Origin of the sequence: Massilia sp. IC2-278, assembly GCF_020708045.1 — a bacterium.
Taxonomy (GTDB): Bacteria; Pseudomonadota; Gammaproteobacteria; order Burkholderiales; family Burkholderiaceae_D; genus Telluria.
The window spans coordinates 96,734-120,998 of the sequence record NZ_JAJFES010000008.1 but is presented as its reverse complement, the minus strand read 5'-3'; the positions used below and the strand labels follow the sequence as shown (position 1 = coordinate 120,998).

The following is a 24,265-nucleotide window of genomic DNA, read 5'->3' as shown; positions in this document are numbered from 1 at the left end:
CGCCTCAGCGCTTCGCCAGCAGGCTGGCCACGCGCTCTTCCACCACGCGCGTGTGGTTGCCGGTAGCGAGGTCGTGGAAGACTTCCAGCAGGATTTCGTACTGCGCCACCTGGTCCGAGACGATGGCCTTCAGCTTGTTCCCCACCGGCAGGAAGAACAGGTTGGCCAGCCCCACACCGTACACGGTCGAGACGAAGGCCACCGCGATGCCCGAACCCAGGCGCGAGGGATCGGACAGATTTTCCATCACGTGGATCAGCCCCAGCACGGCGCCCAGGATGCCGATGGTCGGCGCGTAACCGGCGGCGGACTCCCAGATGCGCGCCGCCTGGCGCTCGCCGAATTCATAGGCGTTGATCTCGGTTTCCAGCAGATTGCGCAGCTTGTCCGGGTGGATGCCGTCGACCACCAGGCGCAGGCCCTTCTGCACGAACAGGTCTTTCGTGCCCATGTACTGTTCCAGCGACAAAAGCCCGTCACGGCGTGCCGACAGGCTCCAGAGGGCAATCGCTTGCGCCAGCGGCTGGCGCCCGCTTTTCGGCGGGAAGAAGACCCAGCGCAGCATACGCATGCCGCGCCGGAAGGTTTTCGCTTCGGATTGCAGCAGCACCGCGCCGAAGGTGCCGACCACGACGATGGCAAACGCCGCCGGCTGGATCAGCGAGGCAAAGCGGCCGCCGTCGAGCGTATGCCCGACGAACAGGCCGGCCAGCGCCAGCGCCAGGCCGATCAGGCTGGCGAAGTCCACAGTCTCTCCCGCAGCGACGCACGCAGCCGCGCCACCGCCTGTGTATGGAGCTGCGATACGCGCGACTCGGACACGCCGAGCACGGCGCCGATTTCCTTCAGGTTCAGCTCTTCCTCATAGTACAGGCCCATGAGGATTTTTTCGCGCGGCGGCAGGCCGTCGATGGCCTCGATCACGGCCGAGCGGAAGTCGGTGTCGAGCAGCGCGCGCAGCGGGTCGGCTTCGTCCACGGCGTAGCGGTCGAGGAAGCTGTCGTTGCCGTCGTCGTCGTGGAAGTCCTCGTAGTAGACCAGTTGGTGGCCGCCGCCTTCGAACAGCATTTCCTGGTAATCCTCGAGCGGGATGTCGAGCGACTTGGCGACCTCGAGTTCGGTCGGCGCGCGGCCCAGGCGCTGCTGCAGTGCGGTCATGGCGGATTCCACTTTCTTCATGTTCTGGCGGGTGCTGCGCGGCATCCAGTCGTTGGCGCGCAGTTCGTCGACCATCGCGCCGCGGATGCGCAGCACGGCATAGGTCTCGAACTGGGCCCCGTGGTTGTCTTCGTAGCGGTTGATGGCATCGAGCAGGCCCATCATTCCGGCCTGGATCAGGTCATCGACCTCGACCGACGGCGGCAGCTTGGCCTTCATCTGGTGCGCCAGGCGCTTGACCAGCGGTTGATGCTGGGCGAGCAAATGGTTCTTGTCCGCTTTCCCTTTGACGGTATACATGCTTGTGCTTTTTCTTAAGAGCCGAATCTGGAGCCGACGCCGCCCTGGCGCGCCATGGCGAAGCGCCCGGCCAGCTGGCGGAACGCCACCGAAGCCCCGGCCAGCGGAAACGCGTCCACCACGGACCGTCCAAGCCGCGCCGCGCGATGCAGGTATTCGTCCGCCGGCACCGAACCCATCGACGTCAACGTTACTGCCAGGTAACGGCTTGCTGCTTGTGACATATTATCGTAAACAATCTCGGCCTCCGCCTCGCTCGCCCCGGTCACCAGGATGCCGAACGGACGGCGTCCGAACTCCTGCGCCAGGCGCTTGATGAGCGTGTACGCGTTGGTGATCGAGGTGGCGCTGGTGGACACCTGCACCACGATTTCCGACTCGGCCAGCACCGGCACCGCAAAGCTGCCGTCGCGCTGCAACTCGCCGTCGACGATGACGATGCCGCCCTGCCCTTTCACCAGCACATCGAAGGCTTTCGCCAAACGGCGCGCCTCGTCGCTGCCGGCTTGCGGCGCCACGCCGTCGCGCACCAGGGTCGCCACCTGGAAACCCTGCGGCGCATGCTGCACCACCTGGTTCAGCGCACATTCCTGGCGCGCCACCTGCAGCAGGCTGACGTGGCGTTCCATTTCCAGCTGGCGTGCGACACCGTGTTCGCGCTGGCAAGCATCGACGATCAGCACGTCGTTGCCGGCCTGGGCCAGCGAAGCGCCCAGGTTGACCAGCATGGCGCCCTTGCCGTCGCTGGCCGTGGCCGAGAGGAAGGTCACGACGCGCGGTTTCGGGCCGGCCAGCATCCGGCGCAGGCCTTCGGCCTGGTCGAAATCAAAACTAGCCAAGGTGCACCCCGCGCAGGCTGCTGTCGGCGTTCAAGTTACCGGTGCCGGCCATCAGCACGCCCAGGTCGGCGTCGTCGAACTGGCTGCCGGCATCGCGGCGGCTGCGGAAGGCGCGGTCGACCAGCATGGCGCGGTCGGCCAGGTGCAGGTCTTCCGGCACGCGCTGGCCGTTCGAGATGTAGTGCAGGTTCAGCTTGTTGCGGATCATCACGTCGAGCACGTTGCCGATCGAGGCAGCTTCGTCGAGCTTGGTCATGATGCAGCCGTGCAGACCGCTGCCCTGGTAGGCGCGCACGACTTCGTTCAGGGTTTCGTTGGTCGAGGTCGCGTTCAGGCACAGCAGGCGCTTCACATCCGCGCCGGCGCCGGCCAGCATCGCCACCTGTTCGGTCACCATCTGGTCGCGCTGCGACATGCCGATGGTGTCGATCAGCACAGTGTGCTTGTTCTTCAGTTCTTTCAGGGCGATGCGCAGGTCGGCTTCGTCCTTCACCGAGTGCACCATCACGCCCAGGATCTTGCCGTAGATGCGCAGCTGCTCGTGGCCGCCGATACGGTAGGCATCGGTGGTGATCAGGGCCAGCTTGTCGGCGCCGTGACGCATCACGCAGCGCGCGGCCAGCTTGGCGGTGGTGGTGGTCTTGCCGACGCCGGTCGGGCCGACCAGGGCGAACACGCCGCCCTGGTCCAGCAGCGCGTCTTCGTCGGCCATGGTGGTGAGATTGCGGGCCAGCACGGTTTTCACCCAGCGCATCGACTCGGCGGCATCCTTGTTGGCAGGCAGCTTGTCGATCAGGTAGCGCGACAGCGTGGCCGAGAAGCCGGCGCCCAGCATCTCGCGCAGCACGGCCGCCTTTTGCGGCTCGCGCTGCTGGGTGCTGCCCCAGGACAGCTCGGCCAGCTGGCTTTCCATCATGCCGCGCATGGCGCGCAGTTCGCTCATCATGCCGGTCATCTCTTGCGCAGCCGATTCCTTGGCCTGCGCGATGGCGCTCTGCATCATCTTGGTCATGGCGGCCATGTCGAAAGCCGGCTCGGCCGGGGCGGCGACAGGCGCCGGGGCCTGGGCGCGCAGGCTGGTAAAGGCCGGCTCGGGGGCGAAATCCGGTGCGAAGCCTGCCGGCTCGGCCTTGGCGGCGCGGCGCGCGAACACGTGTTCCGGGGCCACGGCCGGAGCGGCGCCGCGGCGGTTCACGAAAGCCGGGGCTTCCGGCTCGAAGGCATCCAGGGCCAGGCGCGGCTGCGGCTGGGCCATTTCCGATTCCGGCGCCGGCGACGCCAGCGACGCGACGTCGTCGTTGTCCAGCGCGAGAATCTCGACCACGCCATCGACGGGCCGGTTCGAGAGGATGACGGCATCCGGCCCGAGCGCATCGCGCACCTTGCGCAAGGCTTCACGAGAGGTTGCCGCTGTAAATTTCTTCACATTCATCTTTTTCTCCGCACACACTGCATACATATTCAACGACAGGCATGAGCACCTGTCCACGAATGAGATTATTGACGATGCCGTGAGGCAAGCATCTGGGGAGAAAGCGGGGAAAAGGGGGTTATTTCTCGGGGGAGGTGTTTGGTGGGGCGTGGCCGGGCTCGAGTTTTCGAGCGAAAACGCGCGGCTGCGGGCCTATGGATGCGTGCGTACCGCGTGGGCACGGAGTGCCCACCTTACGGTAGAAGCCAGCAGCTTCGGCACTCTTTCCGGGGTGATGCATGCTTCTTCGGGGACGTATCCCGTACGGTGGGCACTCTGTGCCCACGCGGATCATGCATACCGATACTGCTGCGCCGACGGGCCCCGCGACGTAAAAACACCACGAACGCCCAACGATCAACCACACGAAAAAAATGGCGCCGGTTTCGCTCCGGCGCCACTTTGACTCTATTACTGCGCACCCACCAGACTGGTCACCCGAATCGTCTTGGTCTCCGGAATCTCCGAATGCGACAAGACCTTCAAATTCGGCAGCGCGCGGCGCAGGAAGCGCGACAGCAGCACACGCAGCGGGCCCGGCACCAGCAGCACCGGGGTGTGGCCCATGGCTTCCTGCTGCTGCGAGGCGTTATACGCCTGCTGGGCAATCGTATCCGCCAGCCCCGGCTCGATACCGGTGCCGTCGCCGCCCGCACCCAGGGCCTGCATCAGCAGACGCTCGAGGCGGTTGTCCAGGGTCATCACCGACAACTCGTTCGTGCCCGGGAACAGCTGCTGCACGATCGCCCGGCCCAGCGCAATCCGCACCAGCGCGGTCAAGTCGTTCGGGTCCTGCGTCTGGCCGGCGTGCTCCGACAGCGTCTCGATGATGGTACGCATGTCGCGGATGTGCACGCCCTCGATCAATAGATTCTGCAGCACTTTCTGCAGCGTCGACAGCGACACGACTTTCGGCACCAGGTCTTCGACCAGCTTCGGCGATTCCTTGCCCAGGTGATCCAGCAAGGCCTGGACTTCCATGCGGCCCAGCAGTTCCGACGCGTGCGTCGTGATCAGATGGTTCAGGTGGGTCGCCACGACCGTACCGGCATCGACCACGGTATAGCCCAGGTTCTGGGCTTCGTCGCGCAGGCTGGCCTCGATCCATACCGCCGGCAAACCAAAGGCCGGATCGGTCGTCGCCTGGCCCGGCAGCGTGCCGCTGGCCATGCCCGGGTTGATTGCCAGGAACTGGCCGTTGATCGCTTCGCCGGTGCCCACTTCCACGCCCTTCAGGGTGATGCGGTAGCTCGAGGGTTTCAGTTCCAGATTGTCGCGGATGTGCACCGGCGGCGCCAGGAAGCCGACTTCCTGGGCGAACTTCTTGCGGATGCCCTTGATGCGCTTGAGCAGCTCGCCGCCCTGCGTCTTGTCGACCAGCGGAATCAGGCGGTAGCCCACTTCCAGGCCCAGGGTGTCGACCGGCATGATGTCCTGCCAGGTCGCTTCTTCGGTCTCGGCGCTGGCCGCCTTGTTGGCGCCGGCTGCCGCTTCGTCGGCTGCCGCTTCGGCTTCGCGCTGGGGGGCGTCCTTGTTGCGCTTGGCCATCAGGTAGCCCGAGCCGACCAGCGAGCCGGCCAGCAGCAGGAACACCAGGTTCGGCATGCCCGGGATCAGGCCCAGGCCACCGATGATGGCGCCGGTGATGTACAGCACTTCCGGCTTGGCGAACAGCTGGCCGACCATCTGGCCGCCGATGTCCTGGTCGTTGGCCACGCGCGAGACCACCATACCGGCGGCGATCGAGATGATCAGCGATGGAATCTGCGCCACCAGGCCGTCACCGATGGCCAGCAGGGTGTAGGTCTTGGCGGCGTCGCCGACGGCCATGTCGTGCATCACCACGCCGACGATCAGGCCGCCGATCACGTTGATCAGGGTCACCATGATACCGGCCACGGCGTCACCCTTGACGTACTTCGAGGCACCGTCCATCGCGCCGTAGAACTCGGCTTCCTGGCCCACTTCGGCGCGGCGCTTGCGCGCTTCGGCTTCGCCGATCATGCCTGCGTTCAAATCGGCGTCGATCGCCATCTGTTTGCCAGGCATCGCGTCCAGGGCGAAGCGCGCGCCGACTTCGGCGATACGGCCGGCACCCTTGGTGACGACGGTGAAGTTGATGATGGTCAGGATGACGAACACCACGATACCGACGGTGTAGTTACCGCCGATCAGGAAGTGGCCGAAGGCCTCGATGACCTTGCCGGCCGCGGCGCCGCCGGTGTGGCCTTCGGTCAACACGATACGGGTCGATGCGACGTTCAGCGACAGGCGCAGCATGGTCGACACCAGCAGGATCGCCGGGAAGGCCATGAAGTCGAGCGGCTTGACCGTGTACAGCGCGGTCAGCAGCACGATCACCGACAGGGCGATGTTGAAGCTGAAGAACAGATCGAGGACGAATGCCGGCAGCGGCAGGATCATCATTGCCAGCAGCAGGATGATCAGGATCGGCGCAGCCAGGGCGCTGCCCCTGCTACCGAGGCCGGTCATCCATGCTGGCAGTCTCAAACTATTCATCGAATGCTTCCTTATCGTTTAGGTTCGGGTTTCTGTTGCGATGCCGGGTTCAGCGGGTCCATCTCCGGCGGCACGGCCAGCTTGGTCGGGCGATCCGGGTAATGGCCGCCAGCCTTGAAGTTACGTACCTGGAACACATAGGCCAGCACTTCCGCCACCGCCGAGTACAGCGTTTCCGGAATCTCGTCATCGATCTCGGTGTGCTTGTACAGGGCACGGGCCAGGGCCGGCGCTTCCAGCAGGGCCACCTTGTTCTCGCGCGCCAGCTCGCGGATCTTGGCGGCCACTTCGTCGACACCCTTGGCCACCACGCGCGGCGCGCCGGCCTGGCCGTCGGTGTACTTCAGCGCCACCGCGTAATGGGTCGGGTTGGTCACGACCACATCTGCAGTAGGAACATTTTGCATCATGCGGTTGCGCGCCATTTGCCGCTGCATCTGGCGAATCTTCCCTTTAATCTGAGGATTGCCGTCGGATTCTTTCGATTCTTGAATCATTTCCTGGCGCGTCATCTTGTGTTTATTGTTGTAATGCCAAATCTGGTAAGGCCCGTCGATCAGGGCGATCACGCCCAGGGCGCCGACGATGTACAGGAAAGTGCGCGCGATCAAATCGCCCAGGTGGCCGGTCGAGGTGCCGAGCGGCTCGACCGCCAGGCCGAGCACCGCATCGGTCTCGCTGCGGATCACGATCCAGGCCACGGCGCCCACCACCAGGGTCTTGGCGATGGCTTTCAGGAGTTCGATCAGGGAATTCGTCGACACCATGTTGCCGATGCCCGTAATCGGGTTCAGCTTCATGAAGTTCGGCATGAAGGCTTTCGAGCTGAAATTGAAGCCGCCGATCAGCATCGGCGCCGCCAGGGCGACGAGCATGATGGCAAAGGCCAGCGGCAGGCAGGCCAGCAGCACGCCGCCGACATCGTTGGCGATGCGCTCGAGCAGCACAGTGGGGTTGTAGACCTGCTCGCGGTCGAGCGTCAGGCCGGAGGCGAGCGCGCCTTCCAGGCGGCCGATCAGGCTGCCGCCGGTAATCCACAGGCCGGCGCCGGCGGTCATCAGGACGGCAAAGGTCGCCAGTTCACGCGAGCGCGGAATGTCGCCTTCTTCGCGTGCCTTCTGTAGTTTTCTGGGCGATGCGTCTTCTGTCTTCTCTGCGTCGCTGTCTTCCGACATACCCGGCTCCCCTGTTGATCGTCAATCTTGTGCAGGATGAGATTATCGCCGCTATTGCCGTAGAGCCATAGACGAAACAGGACAGGGAAAGGCCGGTAATTCGGCGCCTGCCGGGTGTAGTAGGGGAAAGCGAAACCGGCCCGGATGACGAGGCCAGGGGGCCGTCCGCCTCCCCTCACGCTGGTGAAGAGGAATGCGGACGTGATGCGGTCAGGTCTGGACCGGCTCGGGTTCGGCGGCGGCGGCCAGCGCCGCGATGGAAGCGGCCACGCGCGCCTGGCTGCGCATGGCGCGGCGGCGGCGGGCACGGGCGGCATGCGCCACGTACCAGTAGAAGCCGAGATACAGCGCGAAGCTGGCCAGCGTGGCCGGCAGCAGCGCCGGGGTGTTGCCGGCAAAGCGCACCGCCAGCCAGGCCGGTACGGCGGCAATGGCCCAGCAGAACGGCGACACGAAGGCATTGCGCAGCGGCGCGCTGAAGGCACGGAAGTAGCGGCCGGTAATCGCGATCTTGACCAGGCTGTGCAGGTGGCAGCTGTCCGGCTGGCCCGGATGGCGGCGGCACCATAGGCGGCGCGCGATGGTGAATACGGTTTCGAACACCGGATAGGCGCAGGCCAGCAGCGGCGCCCAGGGCGAAACGTCGGGGTTGCGGTAGACCAGCATCACCGACAGCCAGGACAGCAGGAAGCCGAGCAGGTAGGCGCCGCCATCGCCGAGGAACAATTTACCAAACGGGAAATTAACCAGGAAGAAACCGGCGGTCACGGCGCAGATCAGGAAGCACAGGCGCGCCAGTTCGGCGTCGCCGCAACCGTCCGCGATGAAGCCGAGCGCCACCAGGCCGATGACCACGGTACCACTGGCCAAACCATTGAAGCCGTCGATGATGTTCACGGCATTCGCCACGCCGCCCACCGCAAAGGCGGTAAACAGGACCGACAGCGGCAGCCAGGCCAGGGCCGCGTCGAGCGGACCGAGGCCGGTTTCCAGGATATGGACGTCGGTCAGCGCCCAGCACAGCACGCCGCTGGCCATGGTCGCGAGCAGGCGCGCGCCGATCGAGACGCGGCGCGTCAAATCTTCGGCGATGCCGAACAGGAAGGCGGGCAAGGAGGCGAGTAGCAGCGGCGCGAACAGGTCCTGCTGCGCATCCGACGACAGGGCGCAGGCGACGAACAGGCCGAAAATGATGGCCAGCCCGCCGATCCGCGGCGTTGGTGCGCTGTGGAACTTCTGTACGCCGCGCGTTGCATCCAGCGTAAACCGGCCGTGCCAGCGCGTCGTCGCAACGAGCACCAGCGAGAAGACCAGCGATACCGTCAAGCCGACTTCAGAGACTATGAAATGAGTTTCCAATCGATCCACGATGACACTTGAATAACTTAGCGATTCTATCTCATTTCTCTGAAGAAAGCACCCTCACCTCGGCAATCGTGCGTAGCAGCATGACATGTCGAGTCCTTACAACAGCTTTATGCCAAGTCGATGATTTAAATAGGAATTTATTCGCTTTTTGATGTGAATTGATTTTTGGCAAAAAAAGTTCCGCGCAATTTTCCTAATATTCCCGGACACTTTGTTACATTTTTTGACGTATTTCTGCCACGTTCAAACGCTCTCTTTTACAACTCGTAACACATTCAAATCGACCTATCTGATGATTCAATTTCCGCGAATCCAAATTGCATACTCCGTATTATGGATTATGGGTAACTTGGCATTGCCCGCGGCGGCCCAGGTAACGAAAGACGAGCTCGACGCTGCAAAATATGCGCTGGAATTACGCATCGCCCAGGTGGCCGGCGATGCGGTCGTGGCCCAGCGCGAGGCCGAGGCGCGCCAGGCCCGGCTCGAGGCCGAGCGCGCCGCCCTGCTCGCGCAGTTGCCGGCGGCGAACGTGCGCGCCCTGGCCGGCAGCGTCGAGACGCGCCAGTTCGGCGCCGCCGGCCTGGTGCGCGCCTTCGACCTGGCGCAGCAGCTGGCGCGGGAACTCTGCACCGCCCTGCCTCCTGGGGAACGCGTGGTGCTATACGACCCGCTTGCCAGCCAGGGCGTGCTAGCGGCGCGCACCGTGCACGACAGCCTGGTGCGCATGGGCGACGACATGGCGCGCCGCAACAAGGAGCTGCAAGCGTATGTCGATGCGCATACGCCGCCCGGCGCCGTGCTGGGCACGCTGTCGACCGCCCTCACCGTGGTGCCGGCCCTGCTGCGCGCCGGCGCCGATACCGCCTCGCTGTTCAAGACCGATGCGGGCGCCGCCGGCATGGCGTATGGCGACGGCGCGCGCGACCTGTTCGCCAGCGCCCTGGCCGCGTCCTGTCCGCAGCAGCTGGCCGGACTCGGTAACGGCTACCTCGGCGAACTCGACACCGTCCAGCACGAACGCCTGCTGGGCCGGCTGCGCGCACTGGCCGTGCACCGCGCCGACTACGCCAACCGCATCGCCCAGCTGCAAAGGCTGGCGGACGCGGCCAAGGGCGAGGAAAAGAAGGAACTGGGCGCGGTGGCCGCCGCGGCCGGAACCGCGCTGAAGGCGGTCGATGCCTTCATCGACTCGCTGAAGGCCGGCGAAACCGGCGAGCGCAGTCCGCTCTATAACGCGGCGCGCTACCTCGGCTACGCCAACCGCACCGCCGGCGCCGCCGTGCTCGACTTCGACCTGCGCCTGGAAGGCATGAGCATCGTGCGCGACAGCCTGTTTACCGGGCAGACGCTGCGCCTGTCCGGCGTCGCCCTGCTCTGGTACCGGGTGCACGCGCCGGACGGCAGCCTGCGCATGGCGAACACCCTGCGCCGCATCGGCAAGCCGGTCGAGGTCGACCTGAAGGGCGACGCGGTGGGCGGCGCCTTCTGGAACGGCCCCTGAGCCCCCGTCACCCCTTGCGCACGGTCTGCTCGATGGCGCCGAAGACCGGCTTGCCCGCTTCGTCCAGCATCTCGATGCGGATGGTGTCGCCGAAGCGCATGTAGGGCGTGCTCGCGGCGCCGTCGGCGATGGTTTCCAGCGCGCGCCGCTCGGCGATGCAGGCATGGCCCGGCGGCGCCTTGCCTTTGGTAGTGTCCCGGTTCGACACCGTGCCGGCGCCGACGATGCTGCCGGCACCTGCCCGGCGGCTCTTGCACAGGTGCGCGATCAGTTGCGGGAAATTGAAATCCATGTCGGCGCCGGCATGCAGCTGGCCCGCCACGTGGCCGTTCCAGGTGGCGCGCAGCGGCAGGTGGACCTTGCCGCCGCGCCAGGCGTCGCCCAGTTCATCCGGCGTGAGCGCCACCGGCGAAAAGGCCGTGGCCGGCTTCGATTGCAGGAAACCGGCCCCCCTGCTGAGCTCGGCCGGCATCAGCTGGCGCAGCGACACGCTGTTGGCCAGCATCAGCAGGCGGATCCTGCCGTGCGCCTCGTCGGGCGTGGCGCCCATCGGCACGTCGTCGACGATGGCGGCGATGCCGGCGCCGAAATCGATGCCCCATTCCTCGTGCGCCAGCAGGATGTCGTCGTGGGCGCCGAGGAAGGCGTCGCCCGCGCCCTGGGCCAGCAGCGGCTCCTCGCGCAGCGCATCCGGTAATGGGGCCAATCCCTGCGCCGGCTGCGCGCCATGCTGTGCGCGCCGCAGCAGTTCCAGGAGGTGCAGCCAGGCCGTTCCTTCGGCCCACTGGCAGGCGCGCGGCAGCGGCGCCATGCAGCGCTGCGGCTCAAATTCGAAGGCGCGGCGCGCTTCGCCGCGGTTCAGCTGGGCGTACAGGCTGTCGAGCTGGGGCGCGATGAAGGCCCAGTCGTCGAGCGCGGCTTGGAGCGTCGGCGCGATGGCGTCGGCCATGTGCGCGGTCTTCAGGTCGCGCGCGACGACGGCCAGCTGGCCGTCGCGGCTGCCGTCGTGGAGGGTCGCAAGTTTCATTGGAACTCAGGAAAACGGGAGTGCGCCATTGTAGTGCAGCGCCCGCTTCCCTGGCCGCCGTCAGAAGGTGCCGAGCACCCCGAAGCCGATCGAGCGCTGGAAGTAGTTGTAGTCGATCAGGCTCTGGCCATAGCCGGCAAAGGCCTGGGCATAGCCCTTCAGGTTGCCCGCCAGCGGGAAGGCCCAGCCGGCCTGGATCGCACCCTTGTCGGTGTGGAAGTTATAGCGCAGCGTCGACGAATAGATGTGGCCTTCGCGGCGGTAGGCCAGCGCCAGGTCGCCTCGGCCCATGTAGTCGACGATGTCCGGATTGTCGTCGTCGCTTTCGTTCAGGCGTTTCCAGACGCGCGCGGTGGCCGAAAAGCCGTCCTTTTCCACACCCAGCTGGGCATAGAAGCGGTTCCAGCTGCGCGACAGCGAGCCCGATTGCCCGTTCGACTGGTGCACGAAGCCGAGACCGGCGAAGCGCAAATCGACGCCGCCCAGGTTCACGGCCAGCGGCGCGATCGCCATGATCTCGGGCTGGTAATTGGTTTCGCGGAAGGGGCTGGACGCCTTGCTGTTCGCTGCCTGCCAGAAGCTGTTCTGGGTATAGCCGAACCAGAGGTCGACCGGCTTGCCGAAGGCGCCCTCGATCATCTTCATCTTGAAGCTCAGCTGGAAGGCCAGTTCGGCCTTCGACAGATCGGCATCGTCGTTCAGTTCGCGGTAAGGCGCGTACGGCGCCTCGTTCGGGCGGTAGCTGCGGGTGGCGATCAGGTAGCTCGCGTAGTGTGGACGGAACTTGAAGACGCCGCGGCGGTAGGGGCCGTCGAGCTCCCAATGGTCGAGCTGGCTGAACTTGGCGCTGCTTTCGGCGGAAGGCTGGGCCGTTACCACCGGCACGGTCGCGGCCGGGGTGCCGTCGACCGGATTCACCACCACCGCCGCCTCGGTGCGCGGGGCCGGCGTCGAGGCCAGGGTATCGAAACAGGCCAGGCGCGCGGTGTTGTCCTGAATGTTGGCGCAGTCGGCCAGGACTTTCGGTGTGTCTTGCGCGTGGGCGCCGGCGGCGCAAAGCAGGGGCAGCGTGAGCAGGAAGGGGCGGTATGGAAGCGGCATCTGGAGCTGAAACGAGATCAACGGTTGCAAAAAGGCGTCGTCGCGTCCGTCAGCGCACGCTCGCGCCGACCACGATCTGACGCGAGTCAATACAAGTTTGCAAGAAGATCAGATTCGTTGTCGCACGTTTAGATGCGACAAGCGTTTCAGGCAGCCGCGGGCACCAGCAAATCCAGCTGCGCCTGCTCTAGGAAGCACCACTCCCCTTCCTTCAGCCCCAGGGCCTCCAGCGTCAATCCGCCGATTGCCGAGCGGTGCAGCGCGCCGCAGTGGTTGCCGGCGGCGGCCAGCATGCGCTTGACCTGGTGGTACTTGCCCTGCTCTAGCACGATTTCCAGCTGGTGGTCGCCGCGCTGCACGCAGGACACGGCCTTCAGCGGCGCCGGCTCGTCGTGCAGTTGCACGCCGGTCAGCAATTGCTCGACCAGCTCGGGGGTGACCGGCTCGGCCGTGGTGGCCTGGTAGATCTTCGGCACGTGACGCTTGGGCGAGGACTGGGCGTGGATGAAGGGGCCGTCGTCGGACATCAGCAGCAAGCCGGTGGTGTCGTGGTCGAGGCGGCCGACCGGCTGCACCTCGCGCCAGCCGAACTGTTCCGGCAGCAGGGTCAGCACGCCCGGGTGGTGGCTGGGTTTGCGCGAACATTCGAAGTTCGCGGGTTTGTACAAGGCGATATAGACGTGCTCGCGGTAGACCCATTCTTCGTCGAACACGGTCAGCACCAGGCCGGCGGTGTCGACCGTGGCCTTGTAGTTGTCTTCGATGACGCCGTTCACGGCAACGTCGCCGTCCTCGATCAGGGCGCGGCAATACTTGCGGGTACCAAAACCCTGCGATTGCAGGATACGGTCCAGGGATAATTTACTCATGGGCGAGACTGTACCAGAAGCCTTCTGTGTGGCAAAGGCTGAGAAAATTACCATTTGGACAGAGATGACGTGCTCGTTTGACCTAGATCAATCGGAGCGGACCAACCATTGATAGACTTCAACTTCATTAGGAATCGGCCTAACGCAACCAGCAGAATTGATGAGGGAAGCGGTAGGAATAACCAGCAGGAGTTCAGAGGATTACGATAATGCAACCAGTGAAAGTTACCCAGGACAGTGGTCCCCCGGCCGCCCCGGCATCGATCAAAGCAATGAGGCTGTCACTGGCCCGTTCGCATACGGTCATGTTCCCGACCCGCCTCGCGTTTGCCCGCTGGACCAGCGGCGGCAATGTCCCGCACCTGAACGGCCAGACCAACGCGCTCCTGCGCGCTGCCTGGTTTGCCCGCGCCCAGCGCGATTTCCAGTCCTGGCTCGAAGCCGGCGGCTTCGTCCAGCATGACGACGGCGCTCCCCTGCTCCACGCAGTCGAATCCGACGACGCCCGCGCCTGAATCCTGTCTCGCCATTCTCCACAAAAGAAAACGACGGCTTGCACCGTCGTTTTCACTTCCCCCGGAGGGCAGGTGGTGTGAGGAATGGAATTCTCTCAAATACCGCACGCATGCGGTGCGAGCGTCAACGAATGAAACATTGCGAACAGGTTGGCACTTGTTATTGGTCGCCCTCCCTGGAAAGAACCACGAAGTCCACTATAGGACACTTTGCGGAACTTTCAAGGAGCAATTGAGTAAGATCAGTTCAATGGGGGATCGGTTCCATTCGAACCGGTTCCCACCTTACTTCAGCTGCGGCAACACCGTGTGCGACATGGTCTTCACCGCGCCCTCGCCCACCGAGGCGCCGAATTTCTTCAGCACCCGCTCCGGCAAGCCTTCGTGGGCCGTGTAGTCGACGATGTCCTCGGCCTTCACGATGTCGCGCGCTACGGTGTCGACCGTGCCGAAGCCGTCGGCCAGGCCCATGTCCACCGCCTTGGCGCCGGTCCAGTACAGGCCGGAGAAAGTTTCCGGGGTTTCCTTCAGGCGCGCGCCACGGCCGGCGCGCACCACCGAGATGAATTGCTGGTGGATTTCGTTCAACATTTCCTGGGCATGCTCGCGGTGCTTCTCCGACTGTGGGCTGAAGGGATCGAGGAAACCCTTGTTGGCGCCGGCCGTCATCAGGCGCCGTTCGACGCCCAGCTTTTCCATGGTGCCGGTAAAGCCGAAGCTGTCCATCAGCACACCCACCGAACCGACGATGCTGGCCTTGTTGACGTAGATCTTGTCAGCCGCGGCGGCAATGTAATACCCGCCCGAGGCGCAGATTTCGTCGACCACCACATATAGCGGCTTGTCCGGATAACCCTTTTTCAGGCGCAGGATCTCGTCCACGATGATGCCGGCCTGGACCGGGCTGCCGCCGGGGCTGTCGATGCGCATCACTACCGCCGCCGAGCCGGCGTCGGCAAAGGCCTTGTTCAGCGAAGGGATCACATTATCGGCGGAACCGCTGCCTTCTGCTTCGATCTCGCCGTTAATTTCAATGAGCGCGGTATGGCGGCCGAGGTTTTCATCGTCGCTGCCGAAGCTCAGGCCGAGGTAAGTCCAGAGGCCGATGATGAGCACCAGCAAAAAGGCGAGCCGGAAGAAGATGCTCCAGCGCCGCGCCGCGCGCCGCTCCTTGATCGTGGCGAAGACGAGCGTCTCCAGGGTTTCGCGTTCCCAGTTGCTTGCGGTCGGGTTGGCGGCCAGCCGGCTTTCGCCATCGTTCCTGATGTTGTCGCTCATAAGCAGTCGATAAAGTTAAGGGCGTGCGCTTGTCCAGTCCATCATGCCGGCGCGCCGATGCGCTCGTCGGGTTGCCACAGTACCTGGCCATCGGCTTCGCGCACGGCAATTGCTCGCAGGCGCGCTCCACGGCAAGGCCCGCCCGCGCAGACGCCGGTCTCGGGGCGGTAGACGGCGCCGTGCGTGGCGCACATCAGGAATTCGCCGCTCGACTCGAAGAACTGGCCTTTTACCCAGTCGAGCTCGGTAGGCACGTGGGCGCAGCGGTTCAGGTAAGCATAGACCTGGCCGCCGAAGCGTACTACGAAGCCGGTTGCCGGGTCGCCAAAGGCGCGCACCGGGAAGCGCACGCCCTGGCCGCCATCGACCAGGTCGTGCGAATCGCAGATGAACACTTCAATCATGCGTTCTCGGCCAGCCAGGCGTGCAGCTCGACCGCGGTCTTCGCGGAAAACACCGGATGGCAGGCCAGCAGCTGGTCGACCGGGTGCGCGCCGTATTCGACCGCGATGCCGGCGGCGCCCGCGTTGTTCGCCATCAGCAGATCGTGGGTGGTGTCGCCGATCATCACGGTGCGGCGCATGTCCTGGCCCAATTCGCGCGTGAGTTCCTGCAGCATGGCCGGGTGCGGCTTCGAAAAGGTTTCGTCGGCGCAGCGGGTGGCGTCGAACATCGACAGCAGCCCGGCCGCGTTCAGGGCCCGGTTCAGGCCGACCCGGCTCTTGCCCGTGGCCACCGCCAGGAAGTACCCCTGCTGAGAAAGTTCGGTCAACATCTCGCGAACGCCCTTGAACAGCACCAGTTCGTGGTCCTTCGTCAGGAAATGGTGGCGGTAGCGCTCGACCATGCGCGGGTACATCGCCGGCTCCATGTCGGGCACGGCCACCTGCATGGCTTCGGGCAGGGCCAGGCCGATGACGTGCGAAGCCGCCTCGTCGCTCGGCACCGGCAGGCCGACGTCGCGCGCCGCCGCCTGGATGCACTTAACGATGGCGGCAGTGCTGTCCATCAGCGTGCCGTCCCAGTCGAACACGATCAGATCAAATTGCTTTCTTGGCATTTCTCCCGGCTGGGCCGGCTCCTGTGTGTTCCGTAATATTAGTTAAGCGGCTGACCCAAGCTTACCAAGAAACGATCGCACTCGGCGGGCAAGGGTGCCTGCAGCGTCATCTTCGCGCCGGTATCTGGGTGCGTGAAGGTGATTTTATAGGCGTGCAGGAACATCCTACGCAGCGCGCCGCGCTTGTCCGTGGCTTTCTGCAATTGCTTGTTGAGTGCGAAATCGCCGTATTTCTCGTCACCAAGAATGGGGAAGCCCGACGAAGCCAGGTGAACGCGGATCTGGTGCGTGCGCCCGGTCTTCAGCTCGGCTTCCAGCAGGGCGAACTCCGGCCACTTGCGCAGCAGGCTGAACACCGTGTGCGATTCCATGCCGCCGGCCTGCACCACCACGCGGCGCTCGCCGTCGGGCGTGCTGTATTTATGCAAGGGCAGCTTCACGTGCTGGCGCTTGTTGACCCAGTCGCCGGTGACGGCGGCCAGGTAGCGCTTGTCGGTGTGGCCGTCGCGCATTTGCTCGTGCAAATTGGTCAGTGCCGAACGCTTCTTGGCCAGCAGCAGCAGCCCCGAGGTTTCGCGGTCGAGGCGGTGCACCAGTTCCAGGAACTTGGCGTCCGGCCGCGCCGCGCGCAGTTGCTCGATCACGCCATACGACACGCCCGAGCCGCCATGCACGGCCACGCCGGCCGGCTTGTCGATCACGAGCAGGTGGTTGTCTTCGTGCACGATGCGGAATTCGGCGCCCGGCACCGGGGCCGCGCTCGCCTTTTCGGCAATCCGGATCGGTGGAATGCGCACCAGGTCGCCCGCTTCCAGACGGTAGAGCTGGTCGATACGCCCCTTGTTGACCCGCACCTCGCCCGAGCGCAGGATGCGGTAGATATGGCTTTTCGGTACGCCCTTGCACACGCGTAGCAGGTAATTGTCGATACGCTGGCCGGCTTCTTCTTCGGTGATGGTGACGAAACTTGCTGCTAACGCCTGTGATGAAGGGGGAACAACATCGTTTTGCATCTTCATTTGCCCTGTCTTCCCAGAAATTCTCTCTAAGTCCTTCATTTTGAATATATAATCGACAGGCGGCGGTGAAACCTCTGCAGGTGTAAGAATTAAAACGATATTTTACACAGGGGCGCGTTCCATCGGCCCCGCTGGTAGCAAATTCGATGGAAAAAACGTGTACGCACATTCCTGCGTGGATCAGGGTTGCACCGCAGTTGTAATCGGATCACGCGCAGGAGTGCCGGATTGGATTGTTTGGAACTGTAAGGATAAGTACCGGCAAGCCTGTGTTTTTCAGGCTCGCCGGTTGATGGTGTCGATAACGCTTGTCGTTCGCCCGACCTGATGTAGGCCTCATCCATAAGACTGGAGAGCAAGGCTGATTTTATCGCCTGCAGATCGCAGTCTTGGTATGTAAGCTGGCACGGTTTGGCTGGTAGTTGCGCGCACCGCCTGGCTGACTCTGTTGCGCCGCTCCTGAAGCGGCCCGGGTACAGCTACAGTTGCGGCGTGCCCTCGGCATGACGATCGACCCCATTTGCGCCCTGTGGCGGCAGCGACGCGTTTGCGTTGCCGGCCCCCATGCCCGGGCAACCACCCCCTCCAACACTCCCCTCCCGCGTATGTCCCTGTACTTTGGCCGCCCTGGCAAGGCGGCTTTGACACGGCCCACGGGCCGCGGAGTTTATAAAAATGAAACGTATGTTGTTTAACGCTACGCAGCAAGAGGAGCTGCGCGTAGCGATCGTCGATGGCCAGAAACTGATCGACATCGATATCGAAACGGCCGGACGCGAACAGCGCAAGTCGAATATCTACAAGGGTGTCATCACCCGCATCGAACCCTCCCTCGAAGCCTGCTTCGTCAGCTACGGCGAAGACCGCCACGGTTTCCTCCCCTTCAAAGAAGTTGCCCGCTCCTATTTCCGCGACGGCGTCGATGTGCGTAACTGCAGCATCAAGGAAGCCCTGCGCGAAGGCCAGGAAATCATGGTGCAGGTCGAGAAAGAGGAACGCGGCAACAAAGGCGCCGCCCTTACCTCCTTCATTTCGCTGGCCGGCCGCTACCTGGTCCTGATGCCGAACAACCCGCGCGGCGGCGGCGTATCGCGCCGTGTCGAAGGCGAAGAGCGCCAGGAACTGCGCGAAACCATGGACAAGCTCGACCTGCCGACCGGCATGTCGGTGATTGCCCGCACCGCCGGCATCGGCCGCAACGTCGAAGAACTGCAGTGGGACCTGAACTACCTGATGCAGCTGTGGCGCGCCATCGAAGGCGCCGGCAAGTCGGCCGCCGGTCCTTTCCTGATCTACCAGGAGTCGTCGCTCGTCATCCGCGCCATCCGCGATTACTTCCAGCCTGACATCGGCGAAGTCCTGATCGACACCGACGACATCTACGACCAGGCCCAGCAGTTCATGAGCCACGTGATGCCCGACATGGCGCACCGCGTGAAGCACTACAGCGACGACGTGCCGCTGTTCTCGCGTTTCCAGATCGAACACCAGATCGAGACCGCCTACGCGCGCACCGTGCCGCTGCCATCGGGCGGCGCGATCGTCATCGACCACACCGAAGCCCTGGTCTCCATCGACGTCAACTCGGCACGCGCCACGCGCGGCTCGGACATCGAGACCACCGCCTTCAACACCAACTGCGAAGCGGCCGACGAAGTGGCGCGCCAGCTGCGCCTGCGCGACCTGGGCGGCCTGATCGTCATCGACTTCATCGACATGGAAGTGGCGAAGAACCAGCGCGAAGTCGAGCAGCGCCTGAAGGACGCGCTGCACCACGACCGCGCCCGCGTACAAATGGGCAAGATTTCCCGGTTCGGCCTGATGGAACTGTCGCGCCAGCGCCTGCGTCCTTCGCTGTCGGAAGGCTCGCACGTCACCTGCCCGCGCTGCTCGGGCACCGGCCACATCCGCGATACCGAATCCTCGGCCCTGCAAGTCCTGCGCATCATCCAGGAAGAGGCCATGAAGGAAAACTCGGCCACCATCCACGTGCAGGTGCCGGTCGACGTCGCCGCGTTCCTGCTGAACGAAAAGCGCGGCGAAGTCCTGAAGATCGAGAACCGCCACCGCATCACCGTGATCCTGGTGCCGAACAAGCACCTCGACACCCCGCACTACAAGCTCGAGCGCATCAAGCACGACGATCCGCGCCTGGAAGAAGCGCCGTCGAGCTATACCCTGGCCGAAACCGCCGAAACCGACATGGCCTACAGCAAGCGCCAGAAGGAAGAAGCCAAGCCGCGCCAGGAAGCCGTGGTCAAGAGCATCACCCCGGCCCAGCCAGCCCCGGTGGTCGACCGCAGCGAGCCTGTGAAACCTGCCAAGCCGGTCGAGCCGCCGGTCGTGGCTGCCCCGGTCGCCCCGGCGCCGGTCGGCTTCATGGCCAAGCTGAAGAGCTTCTTCTTCGGCGCCCCGGAACCCGTCGCCCCGCCGCCAGCCCCGGTGGAAGCGGTCAAGCCGGCCGCCCCTGCCCCGGCCGAACGTGGCGGCGACCGGAATAGCCGTGGCCCGCGCGCCCGCAATGGCCGCAACGGCAAGCCTGGCCGCGAGCGTGAAGAACGCGACCTGAGCGCCAAGCCGGGCGTCGACGAGACCGCCAAGGCCGAGCGCGAGGAAAAAGCCCCGCGTCCACCACGTCCACCGCGCGAAGGACGCGAGCCGCGCGCACCGCGTGAGCCGCGCGAGCAGCTCGATACCGCCCAGGGCGCAGCAGCAGCGACCACCGCCGCACCGCGTGCGGACCGTGGCGAACGCCAGGAACGCGGCGAGCGTGCCGAGCGTCCGGAACGCGCACCGCGCCAGCCGCGCGAGCGTGGCGAACGCAGTCAGCCTGTGGAAACCAAGGTCGAGGAGCTGAACGCGGTCGAGGCAATCCCGACGCCGGTAAGCGAACTGTCGACCACCACGCCGCATGGCGACCAGCTCGATCACGCGGTGAAAGCCGTCGTCTCGACCGGTCCCAACGGCGAGGAACTCGATGCCGAAGGCGGCGACGAGCCGCGCCGCCGCCGCCGCCGCGGTGGCCGCAACCGCAACCGCCGCGACCGCGACCAGGCCGAGGGCATGGAAGCGGGCGAACACGGCGAACACGACGGCGCCCCGGTCTTCATGCCGGTAGCCGACGAAGAAGCCGCCAAGGTCCAGGCTGCCGCCGGCGCCGAGAAGCCAGGCCGCAAGCCGCGCGCACCGAAGCAGGACAAACAGGCGCCATGGCCCTTCCCGACCGCTGCTTCGGTAGCCGCCGCCCAGGCCAAGGCTGTAGCGAAAGCCGCGCCGGCCGCCCCTGCTCCAGCCGCTGCGCCGGCGCAAGCCGCCGCACCTGCGGTGCAGGCGCCGACTGCCGACGCGTGGTTCTTCCCGACTGCGGCATCGATGACCCCGCGTCAGGCGACGCCGGCTGTCGAGCCAGTTGCACCGGCGACCGAGCCTGTTGCGATTGCCGATGTGCCCGTAGTGTCTGCACCTGTGGCCAAACCTTTGGCTGCACCTGTGGCCGAACCAGCTGCCGCACCGGCTGCCGAACCTGCTGCGGCCCCGGCCGCAGCTGAGCCGGCACCAGCCGCCGCGCCGGTGAAAGCCGAGCCGGCACCGGTCCAGGCCGCCGTTGCACCTGCGCCTGTTCCTGCGCCTGCGCCTGCGCCTGCTCCAGTAGCAGCGCCTGCTCCGGCACCGGCAGCCGCGTCGGGCAATCTCGACGAGATGCTCGGCAGCGCCGGCCTGACCCTGGCCGCGACCGATCCTGAAAAGCTGCGTGCAGCCCAGGAAGCCGCCGCGGCAGCCGCCGCTCCGGTCCGCCTTGGCCGTGCCCGCAAGCCGGTCGTGGCGCCGGTCGACGAGCCGCTGATCCAGGTCGATACGCGCCAGTAATCCCGGCAGCGTTGCTGTAATTGAAAGGGGAACCCGCGGGTTCCCCTTTTTTCATACCCGGGCCGAATGTCCGGCATTGGCCTGCGGCCGTGCCCGATTCCGGCCCCTCGCCTGTGCGCTTCCCCCTCGCATGCTATCGTATCGCATGGCTGAAAAAATCATCATGCTGAACGACCTGCGCTCGCCCGCGCTCGCCGTTCCCGCAACTCCCGAACACCCCACCGGCCAGCTGGCCGATGCCCTTGCGCGTCCGCTGCACGACCTGCGCATCTCCGTTACCGACCGCTGCAATTTCCGTTGCGTGTATTGCATGCCGAAGGAAGTCTTCGGCAAGGACTACCCTTACCTGCCGCACGGCGATCTGCTGTCGTTCGAGGAGATCACGCGCGTGGCGCGCATCTTCATCGCCCACGGCGTGGAAAAGATCCGCCTCACCGGCGGCGAACCGCTGCTGCGCAAGAACCTGGAACACCTGGTGGCGATGCTGCGCGCCCTGCCCACTGTCTCCGGCCGTCCGCTCGACCTGACCCTCACCACCAACGGCTCGATCCTGGCGCGCAAGGCGCAGGCCCTGAAGGATGCCGGCCTGGACCGCGTGACGGTCTCGCTCGACGCCCTCGACGACGCCGTCTTCAAGCGCATGAACGACGTCGATTTTGCCGTGGCCGACGTGCTGGCCGGGATCGAGGCCGCGCATGCCGTGGGCCTGGGGCCGATCAAGGTCAACATGGTCGTCAAGCGCGGCAGCAACGACGACCAGATCGTGCCGATGGCGCGCCACTTCAAAGGCTCGCCCGTGATCCTGCGTTTCATCGAATACATGGACGTCGGCGCTTCGAACGGCTGGAACATGGACGAAGTGGTGCCCTCGAGCGAAGTGGTGCGGCGCATCGGCGCCGAGCTGCCGTTGGCGCCTCTGAGCGCCAACTACACCGGCGAAACCGCGGCGCGCTGGCGCTACCTCGATGGCGGCGGCGAAATCGGCGTCATCTCCTCGGTGACCGGCGCCTTCTGCAAGGATTGCAGCCGCATGCGTTTGTCGACCGAGGGCAAGCTCTACACCTGCCTGTTCGCCACCCGCGGCCACGACCTGCGCGCCCTGCTGCGCGCCGGGCACGACGACCTGGCGATTTCCGGCGCCGTCGCCCGCCTCTGGCGCGGCCGCGACGACCGCTATTCGGAAACGCGCACCATCAATACCGATGGCCTGCAGCGCGGCGCGCGGCGCGTCGAAATGTCCTACATCGGCGGCTAGGGTCCGCCTTGAACATCACATGAACAAGAAAGCATCGATCAGCGGCTTGATCCTCGCGGGCGGACGCGGCTCGCGCATGGGCCACGTCGACAAGGGCCTGCAGCCCTTCCGTGGCAGCACCATGGCGGCGCACGTGCTGGCGCGCCTGGCGCCGCAGGTGGCAAATGTCGCCATCAACGCCAACCAGAACCTCGACACCTATGCCGCCTTCGGCGTGCCGGTGTGGCAGGACGATTTAACCGGCTTTGCCGGTCCCCTGGCCGGGCTGGAAACCGGACTGCGGCGCTGCACGACACCGTATCTGCTGACTGCCCCCTGCGATTCGCCCTTCCTGCCGTCCGACCTGGCCGAACGCCTGCTGGCCGCGCTGGAAGACCAGGATGCCGACCTCGCCTTTGCCGCGACCGCGGAGCCGGGCATGCGGGTGCAGGCGCATCCGGTGTTCTGCCTGGTCAAGACATCGCTGCTGCCGGTGCTGTCGTCCTACCTGGCCGAGGGTGGCCGGCGCATGGACGGCTGGCACAAGGACGTCAAGGCGGTCGAGGTGCTGTTCGAGGATGCCGACGCCTTCCGCAACATCAACACGCTCGACGAGCTGCACAGCCTGGATCCTACCCGCCCGCCGCGCCTGGCCGACGTCACGAGCTGCCTGTCCGCCTACGATCCCGAGGCGCTGCCGGTGCGCGACGCCCAGCGCATCATCCGCGAATTCGTGCAGCCGGTCGGCGCCGTCGAGCAGGTCGCCTTGCGCGCCGCACTCGGCCGGGTGCTGGCGCGCGACATCGTCTCGCCGATCGACGTGCCCGCGCACGACAACTCGGCGATGGATGGCTATGCGCTGCGCGGGGGCGACCTGGTGCCGGACGGCGACACGCGCCTGAAAGTGGTCGGCACCGTGTATGCCGGCCGTCCCTCCGATGTGGCGCCGGGGCCGGGCGAATGCGTGCGCATCATGACCGGCGGCGTCATGCTGGCAGGCTGCGACAGCGTGGTGCCGCAGGAATTCGTGGCCCAGGAAAGCCCGGGCGAAATCGTGCTGGCCGCCGGCACCATCCGCGCCGGCGACAACCGTCGCTTTGCCGGCGAAGACCTGAAGGCCGGCAGCCCTGCCTTACGCGCGGGGAAGATCATCCGCCCGGCAGATTTGGGGCTGGTGGCTTCGCTCGGCATCGCCGAACTGCCCGTGGTGCGGCGCCTGCGCGTCGCCTTTTTTTCGACCGGCGACGAACTGCGCTCGATCGGCCAGGCCCTGGACAGCGGCAGCGTCTACGACAGCAACCGCTACACCATCTACGGCATGCTGCAGCGCCTGGGCTGCGAGATCGTCGACATGGGCATCGTGCGCGACGACCCGGCAGCACTGGAAGCGGCCCTGCGTACCGCCTGCGAGAACGCCGACGCCATCATCACCTCGGGCGGCGTGTCGGTGGGCGCGGCCGACTACACGCGCCAGATCATGGCGCGCCTGGGCGACGTCACCTTCTGGAAGATCGGCATGCGTCCGGGCCGCCCGCTGGCCTTTGGCCGGATCGCCTCGAACGGGCGCAACGCCTTCCTGTTCGGCCTGCCCGGCAATCCGGTGGCGGTGATGGTGTCGTTCTACTTCTTCGCCCGCGAAGCCCTGCTGCGCATGATGGGCGCCGACGCCCCGCTGCCGCTGCTGCGCGCGCGGTCCGAAGGCGCGATCCGCAAGAAGCCGGGCCGCACCGAATACCAGCGCGGCATCCTGTCGCATGGCGAAGAGGGCATGCCGCAGGTGCGCATCACCGGCGCGCAGGGTTCGGGCATCCTGCGCTCGATGTCCGAGGCCAACTGCATGGTGGTGCTGCATGACGGGCAGGGGAATGTCGCGGCCGGCGACATGGTCGATATCCTGCCATTCGAGGGATTGATCTAGGCGACGCGATCGCGCGGCCAGGAGGCATGACGAAAACGCCAC

The 24,265-nt window shown here is 65.4% G+C and carries 19 protein-coding genes; 5 read left to right on the top strand and 14 right to left on the bottom strand.

Going from position 1 to position 24,265, the window contains the following annotated elements:
* Positions 1 to 4 precede the first annotated feature (4 nt).
* The 7 genes from LK540_RS16215 to LK540_RS16185 all read right to left on the bottom strand — a co-directional run bounded on the left by LK540_RS16215 (position 5) and on the right by LK540_RS16185 (position 8,789).
* Positions 5 to 748: a flagellar motor protein gene (locus tag LK540_RS16215; protein WP_229438341.1), complete on the bottom strand. Its 744-nt coding sequence runs from the start codon at positions 746 to 748 to the stop codon at positions 5 to 7.
* Positions 730 to 1,458: an RNA polymerase sigma factor FliA gene (locus LK540_RS16210; protein ID WP_229438340.1), complete on the bottom strand. Its 729-nt coding sequence runs from the start codon at positions 1,456 to 1,458 to the stop codon at positions 730 to 732. The genes LK540_RS16215 and LK540_RS16210 overlap by 19 nt, the downstream gene beginning before the upstream one ends.
* 14 nt (positions 1,459 to 1,472) lie before the next feature.
* Positions 1,473 to 2,297, bottom strand: a complete 825-nt coding sequence (locus LK540_RS16205; RefSeq protein WP_229438339.1) for an antiactivator of flagellar biosynthesis FleN protein — start codon at positions 2,295 to 2,297, stop codon at positions 1,473 to 1,475.
* Positions 2,290 to 3,729 carry a flagellar biosynthesis protein FlhF gene (flhF, locus tag LK540_RS16200; RefSeq protein ID WP_229438338.1) on the bottom strand — a complete coding sequence of 480 codons (1,440 nt, stop codon included), beginning with the start codon at positions 3,727 to 3,729 and terminating at the stop codon, positions 2,290 to 2,292. The genes LK540_RS16205 and flhF overlap by 8 nt, the downstream gene beginning before the upstream one ends.
* A gap of 450 nt (positions 3,730 to 4,179) precedes the next feature.
* The gene (gene flhA / locus LK540_RS16195; protein WP_229438337.1) at positions 4,180 to 6,288 is read right to left on the bottom strand and encodes a flagellar biosynthesis protein FlhA; all 2,109 of its coding nucleotides are present in this window, start codon (positions 6,286 to 6,288) and stop codon (positions 4,180 to 4,182) included.
* Between the two features lie 11 nt (positions 6,289 to 6,299).
* Positions 6,300 to 7,463: a flagellar biosynthesis protein FlhB gene (flhB, locus tag LK540_RS16190; protein WP_229438336.1), complete on the bottom strand. Its 1,164-nt coding sequence runs from the start codon at positions 7,461 to 7,463 to the stop codon at positions 6,300 to 6,302.
* Between the two features lie 210 nt (positions 7,464 to 7,673).
* On the bottom strand, positions 7,674 to 8,789 hold the full coding sequence (locus LK540_RS16185) for a glycosyltransferase (protein ID WP_229438335.1): 1,116 nt from the start codon (positions 8,787 to 8,789) through the stop codon (positions 7,674 to 7,676).
* A gap of 391 nt (positions 8,790 to 9,180) precedes the next feature.
* On the opposite strand from LK540_RS16185, the gene LK540_RS16180 reads away from it, so the two are divergent.
* Entirely contained in the window at positions 9,181 to 10,335 is a 1,155-nt protein-coding gene (locus LK540_RS16180) for a hypothetical protein (RefSeq protein ID WP_229438334.1), read from the top strand.
* 7 nt (positions 10,336 to 10,342) lie between these two features.
* Here the strand turns inward: LK540_RS16180 and LK540_RS16175 are convergent, their stop codons facing one another.
* From LK540_RS16175 to LK540_RS16165, 3 genes are all read right to left on the bottom strand, one after another.
* Complete coding sequence (locus tag LK540_RS16175; protein WP_229438333.1) at positions 10,343 to 11,362, bottom strand: fumarylacetoacetate hydrolase family protein; 1,020 nt, start codon at positions 11,360 to 11,362, stop codon at positions 10,343 to 10,345.
* A 60-nt stretch (positions 11,363 to 11,422) separates the two neighbouring features.
* Positions 11,423 to 12,463 carry a phospholipase A gene (locus LK540_RS16170; protein WP_229438332.1) on the bottom strand — a complete coding sequence of 347 codons (1,041 nt, stop codon included), beginning with the start codon at positions 12,461 to 12,463 and terminating at the stop codon, positions 11,423 to 11,425.
* A gap of 146 nt (positions 12,464 to 12,609) precedes the next feature.
* On the bottom strand, positions 12,610 to 13,332 hold the full coding sequence (locus tag LK540_RS16165; RefSeq protein WP_229438331.1) for a pseudouridine synthase: 723 nt from the start codon (positions 13,330 to 13,332) through the stop codon (positions 12,610 to 12,612).
* A gap of 272 nt (positions 13,333 to 13,604) precedes the next feature.
* Between LK540_RS16165 and LK540_RS16160 the strand changes: the two genes are divergently transcribed.
* Positions 13,605 to 13,847 carry a hypothetical protein gene (locus tag LK540_RS16160; protein WP_229438330.1) on the top strand — a complete coding sequence of 81 codons (243 nt, stop codon included), beginning with the start codon at positions 13,605 to 13,607 and terminating at the stop codon, positions 13,845 to 13,847.
* Positions 13,848 to 14,132: 285 nt separating this feature from the next.
* On the opposite strand, the gene LK540_RS16155 is transcribed toward LK540_RS16160, so the two are convergent.
* The 4 genes from LK540_RS16155 to LK540_RS16140 are packed head-to-tail and all read right to left on the bottom strand — an operon-like array spanning position 14,133 to position 17,204.
* The gene (locus LK540_RS16155) at positions 14,133 to 15,125 is read right to left on the bottom strand and encodes a S49 family peptidase (protein WP_229438329.1); all 993 of its coding nucleotides are present in this window, start codon (positions 15,123 to 15,125) and stop codon (positions 14,133 to 14,135) included.
* Between the two features lie 41 nt (positions 15,126 to 15,166).
* The gene (locus LK540_RS16150) at positions 15,167 to 15,529 is read right to left on the bottom strand and encodes a Rieske 2Fe-2S domain-containing protein (protein WP_229438328.1); all 363 of its coding nucleotides are present in this window, start codon (positions 15,527 to 15,529) and stop codon (positions 15,167 to 15,169) included.
* Positions 15,526 to 16,185, bottom strand: coding sequence for an HAD-IIIA family hydrolase (locus tag LK540_RS16145; protein ID WP_229438327.1), 660 nt, complete (start codon positions 16,183 to 16,185; stop codon positions 15,526 to 15,528). Before LK540_RS16145 ends, LK540_RS16150 begins: the two co-directional genes overlap by 4 nt.
* A 38-nt stretch (positions 16,186 to 16,223) precedes the next feature.
* Positions 16,224 to 17,204: an RluA family pseudouridine synthase gene (locus LK540_RS16140; protein WP_229438326.1), complete on the bottom strand. Its 981-nt coding sequence runs from the start codon at positions 17,202 to 17,204 to the stop codon at positions 16,224 to 16,226.
* A gap of 675 nt (positions 17,205 to 17,879) precedes the next feature.
* Between LK540_RS16140 and LK540_RS16135 the strand changes: the two genes are divergently transcribed.
* The 3 genes from LK540_RS16135 to glp all read left to right on the top strand — a co-directional run bounded on the left by LK540_RS16135 (position 17,880) and on the right by glp (position 24,223).
* The gene (locus LK540_RS16135) at positions 17,880 to 21,071 is read left to right on the top strand and encodes an Rne/Rng family ribonuclease (protein ID WP_229438325.1); all 3,192 of its coding nucleotides are present in this window, start codon (positions 17,880 to 17,882) and stop codon (positions 21,069 to 21,071) included.
* Between the two features lie 145 nt (positions 21,072 to 21,216).
* Positions 21,217 to 22,326 (top strand): GTP 3',8-cyclase MoaA, encoded by a 1,110-nt coding sequence (gene moaA, locus LK540_RS16130; RefSeq protein WP_229438324.1) that lies wholly within the window; start codon positions 21,217 to 21,219, stop codon positions 22,324 to 22,326.
* Positions 22,327 to 22,345: 19 nt separating this feature from the next.
* The gene (gene glp, locus LK540_RS16125; RefSeq protein ID WP_229438323.1) at positions 22,346 to 24,223 is read left to right on the top strand and encodes a gephyrin-like molybdotransferase Glp; all 1,878 of its coding nucleotides are present in this window, start codon (positions 22,346 to 22,348) and stop codon (positions 24,221 to 24,223) included.
* The last annotated feature ends 42 nt before the right edge of the window (positions 24,224 to 24,265 follow it).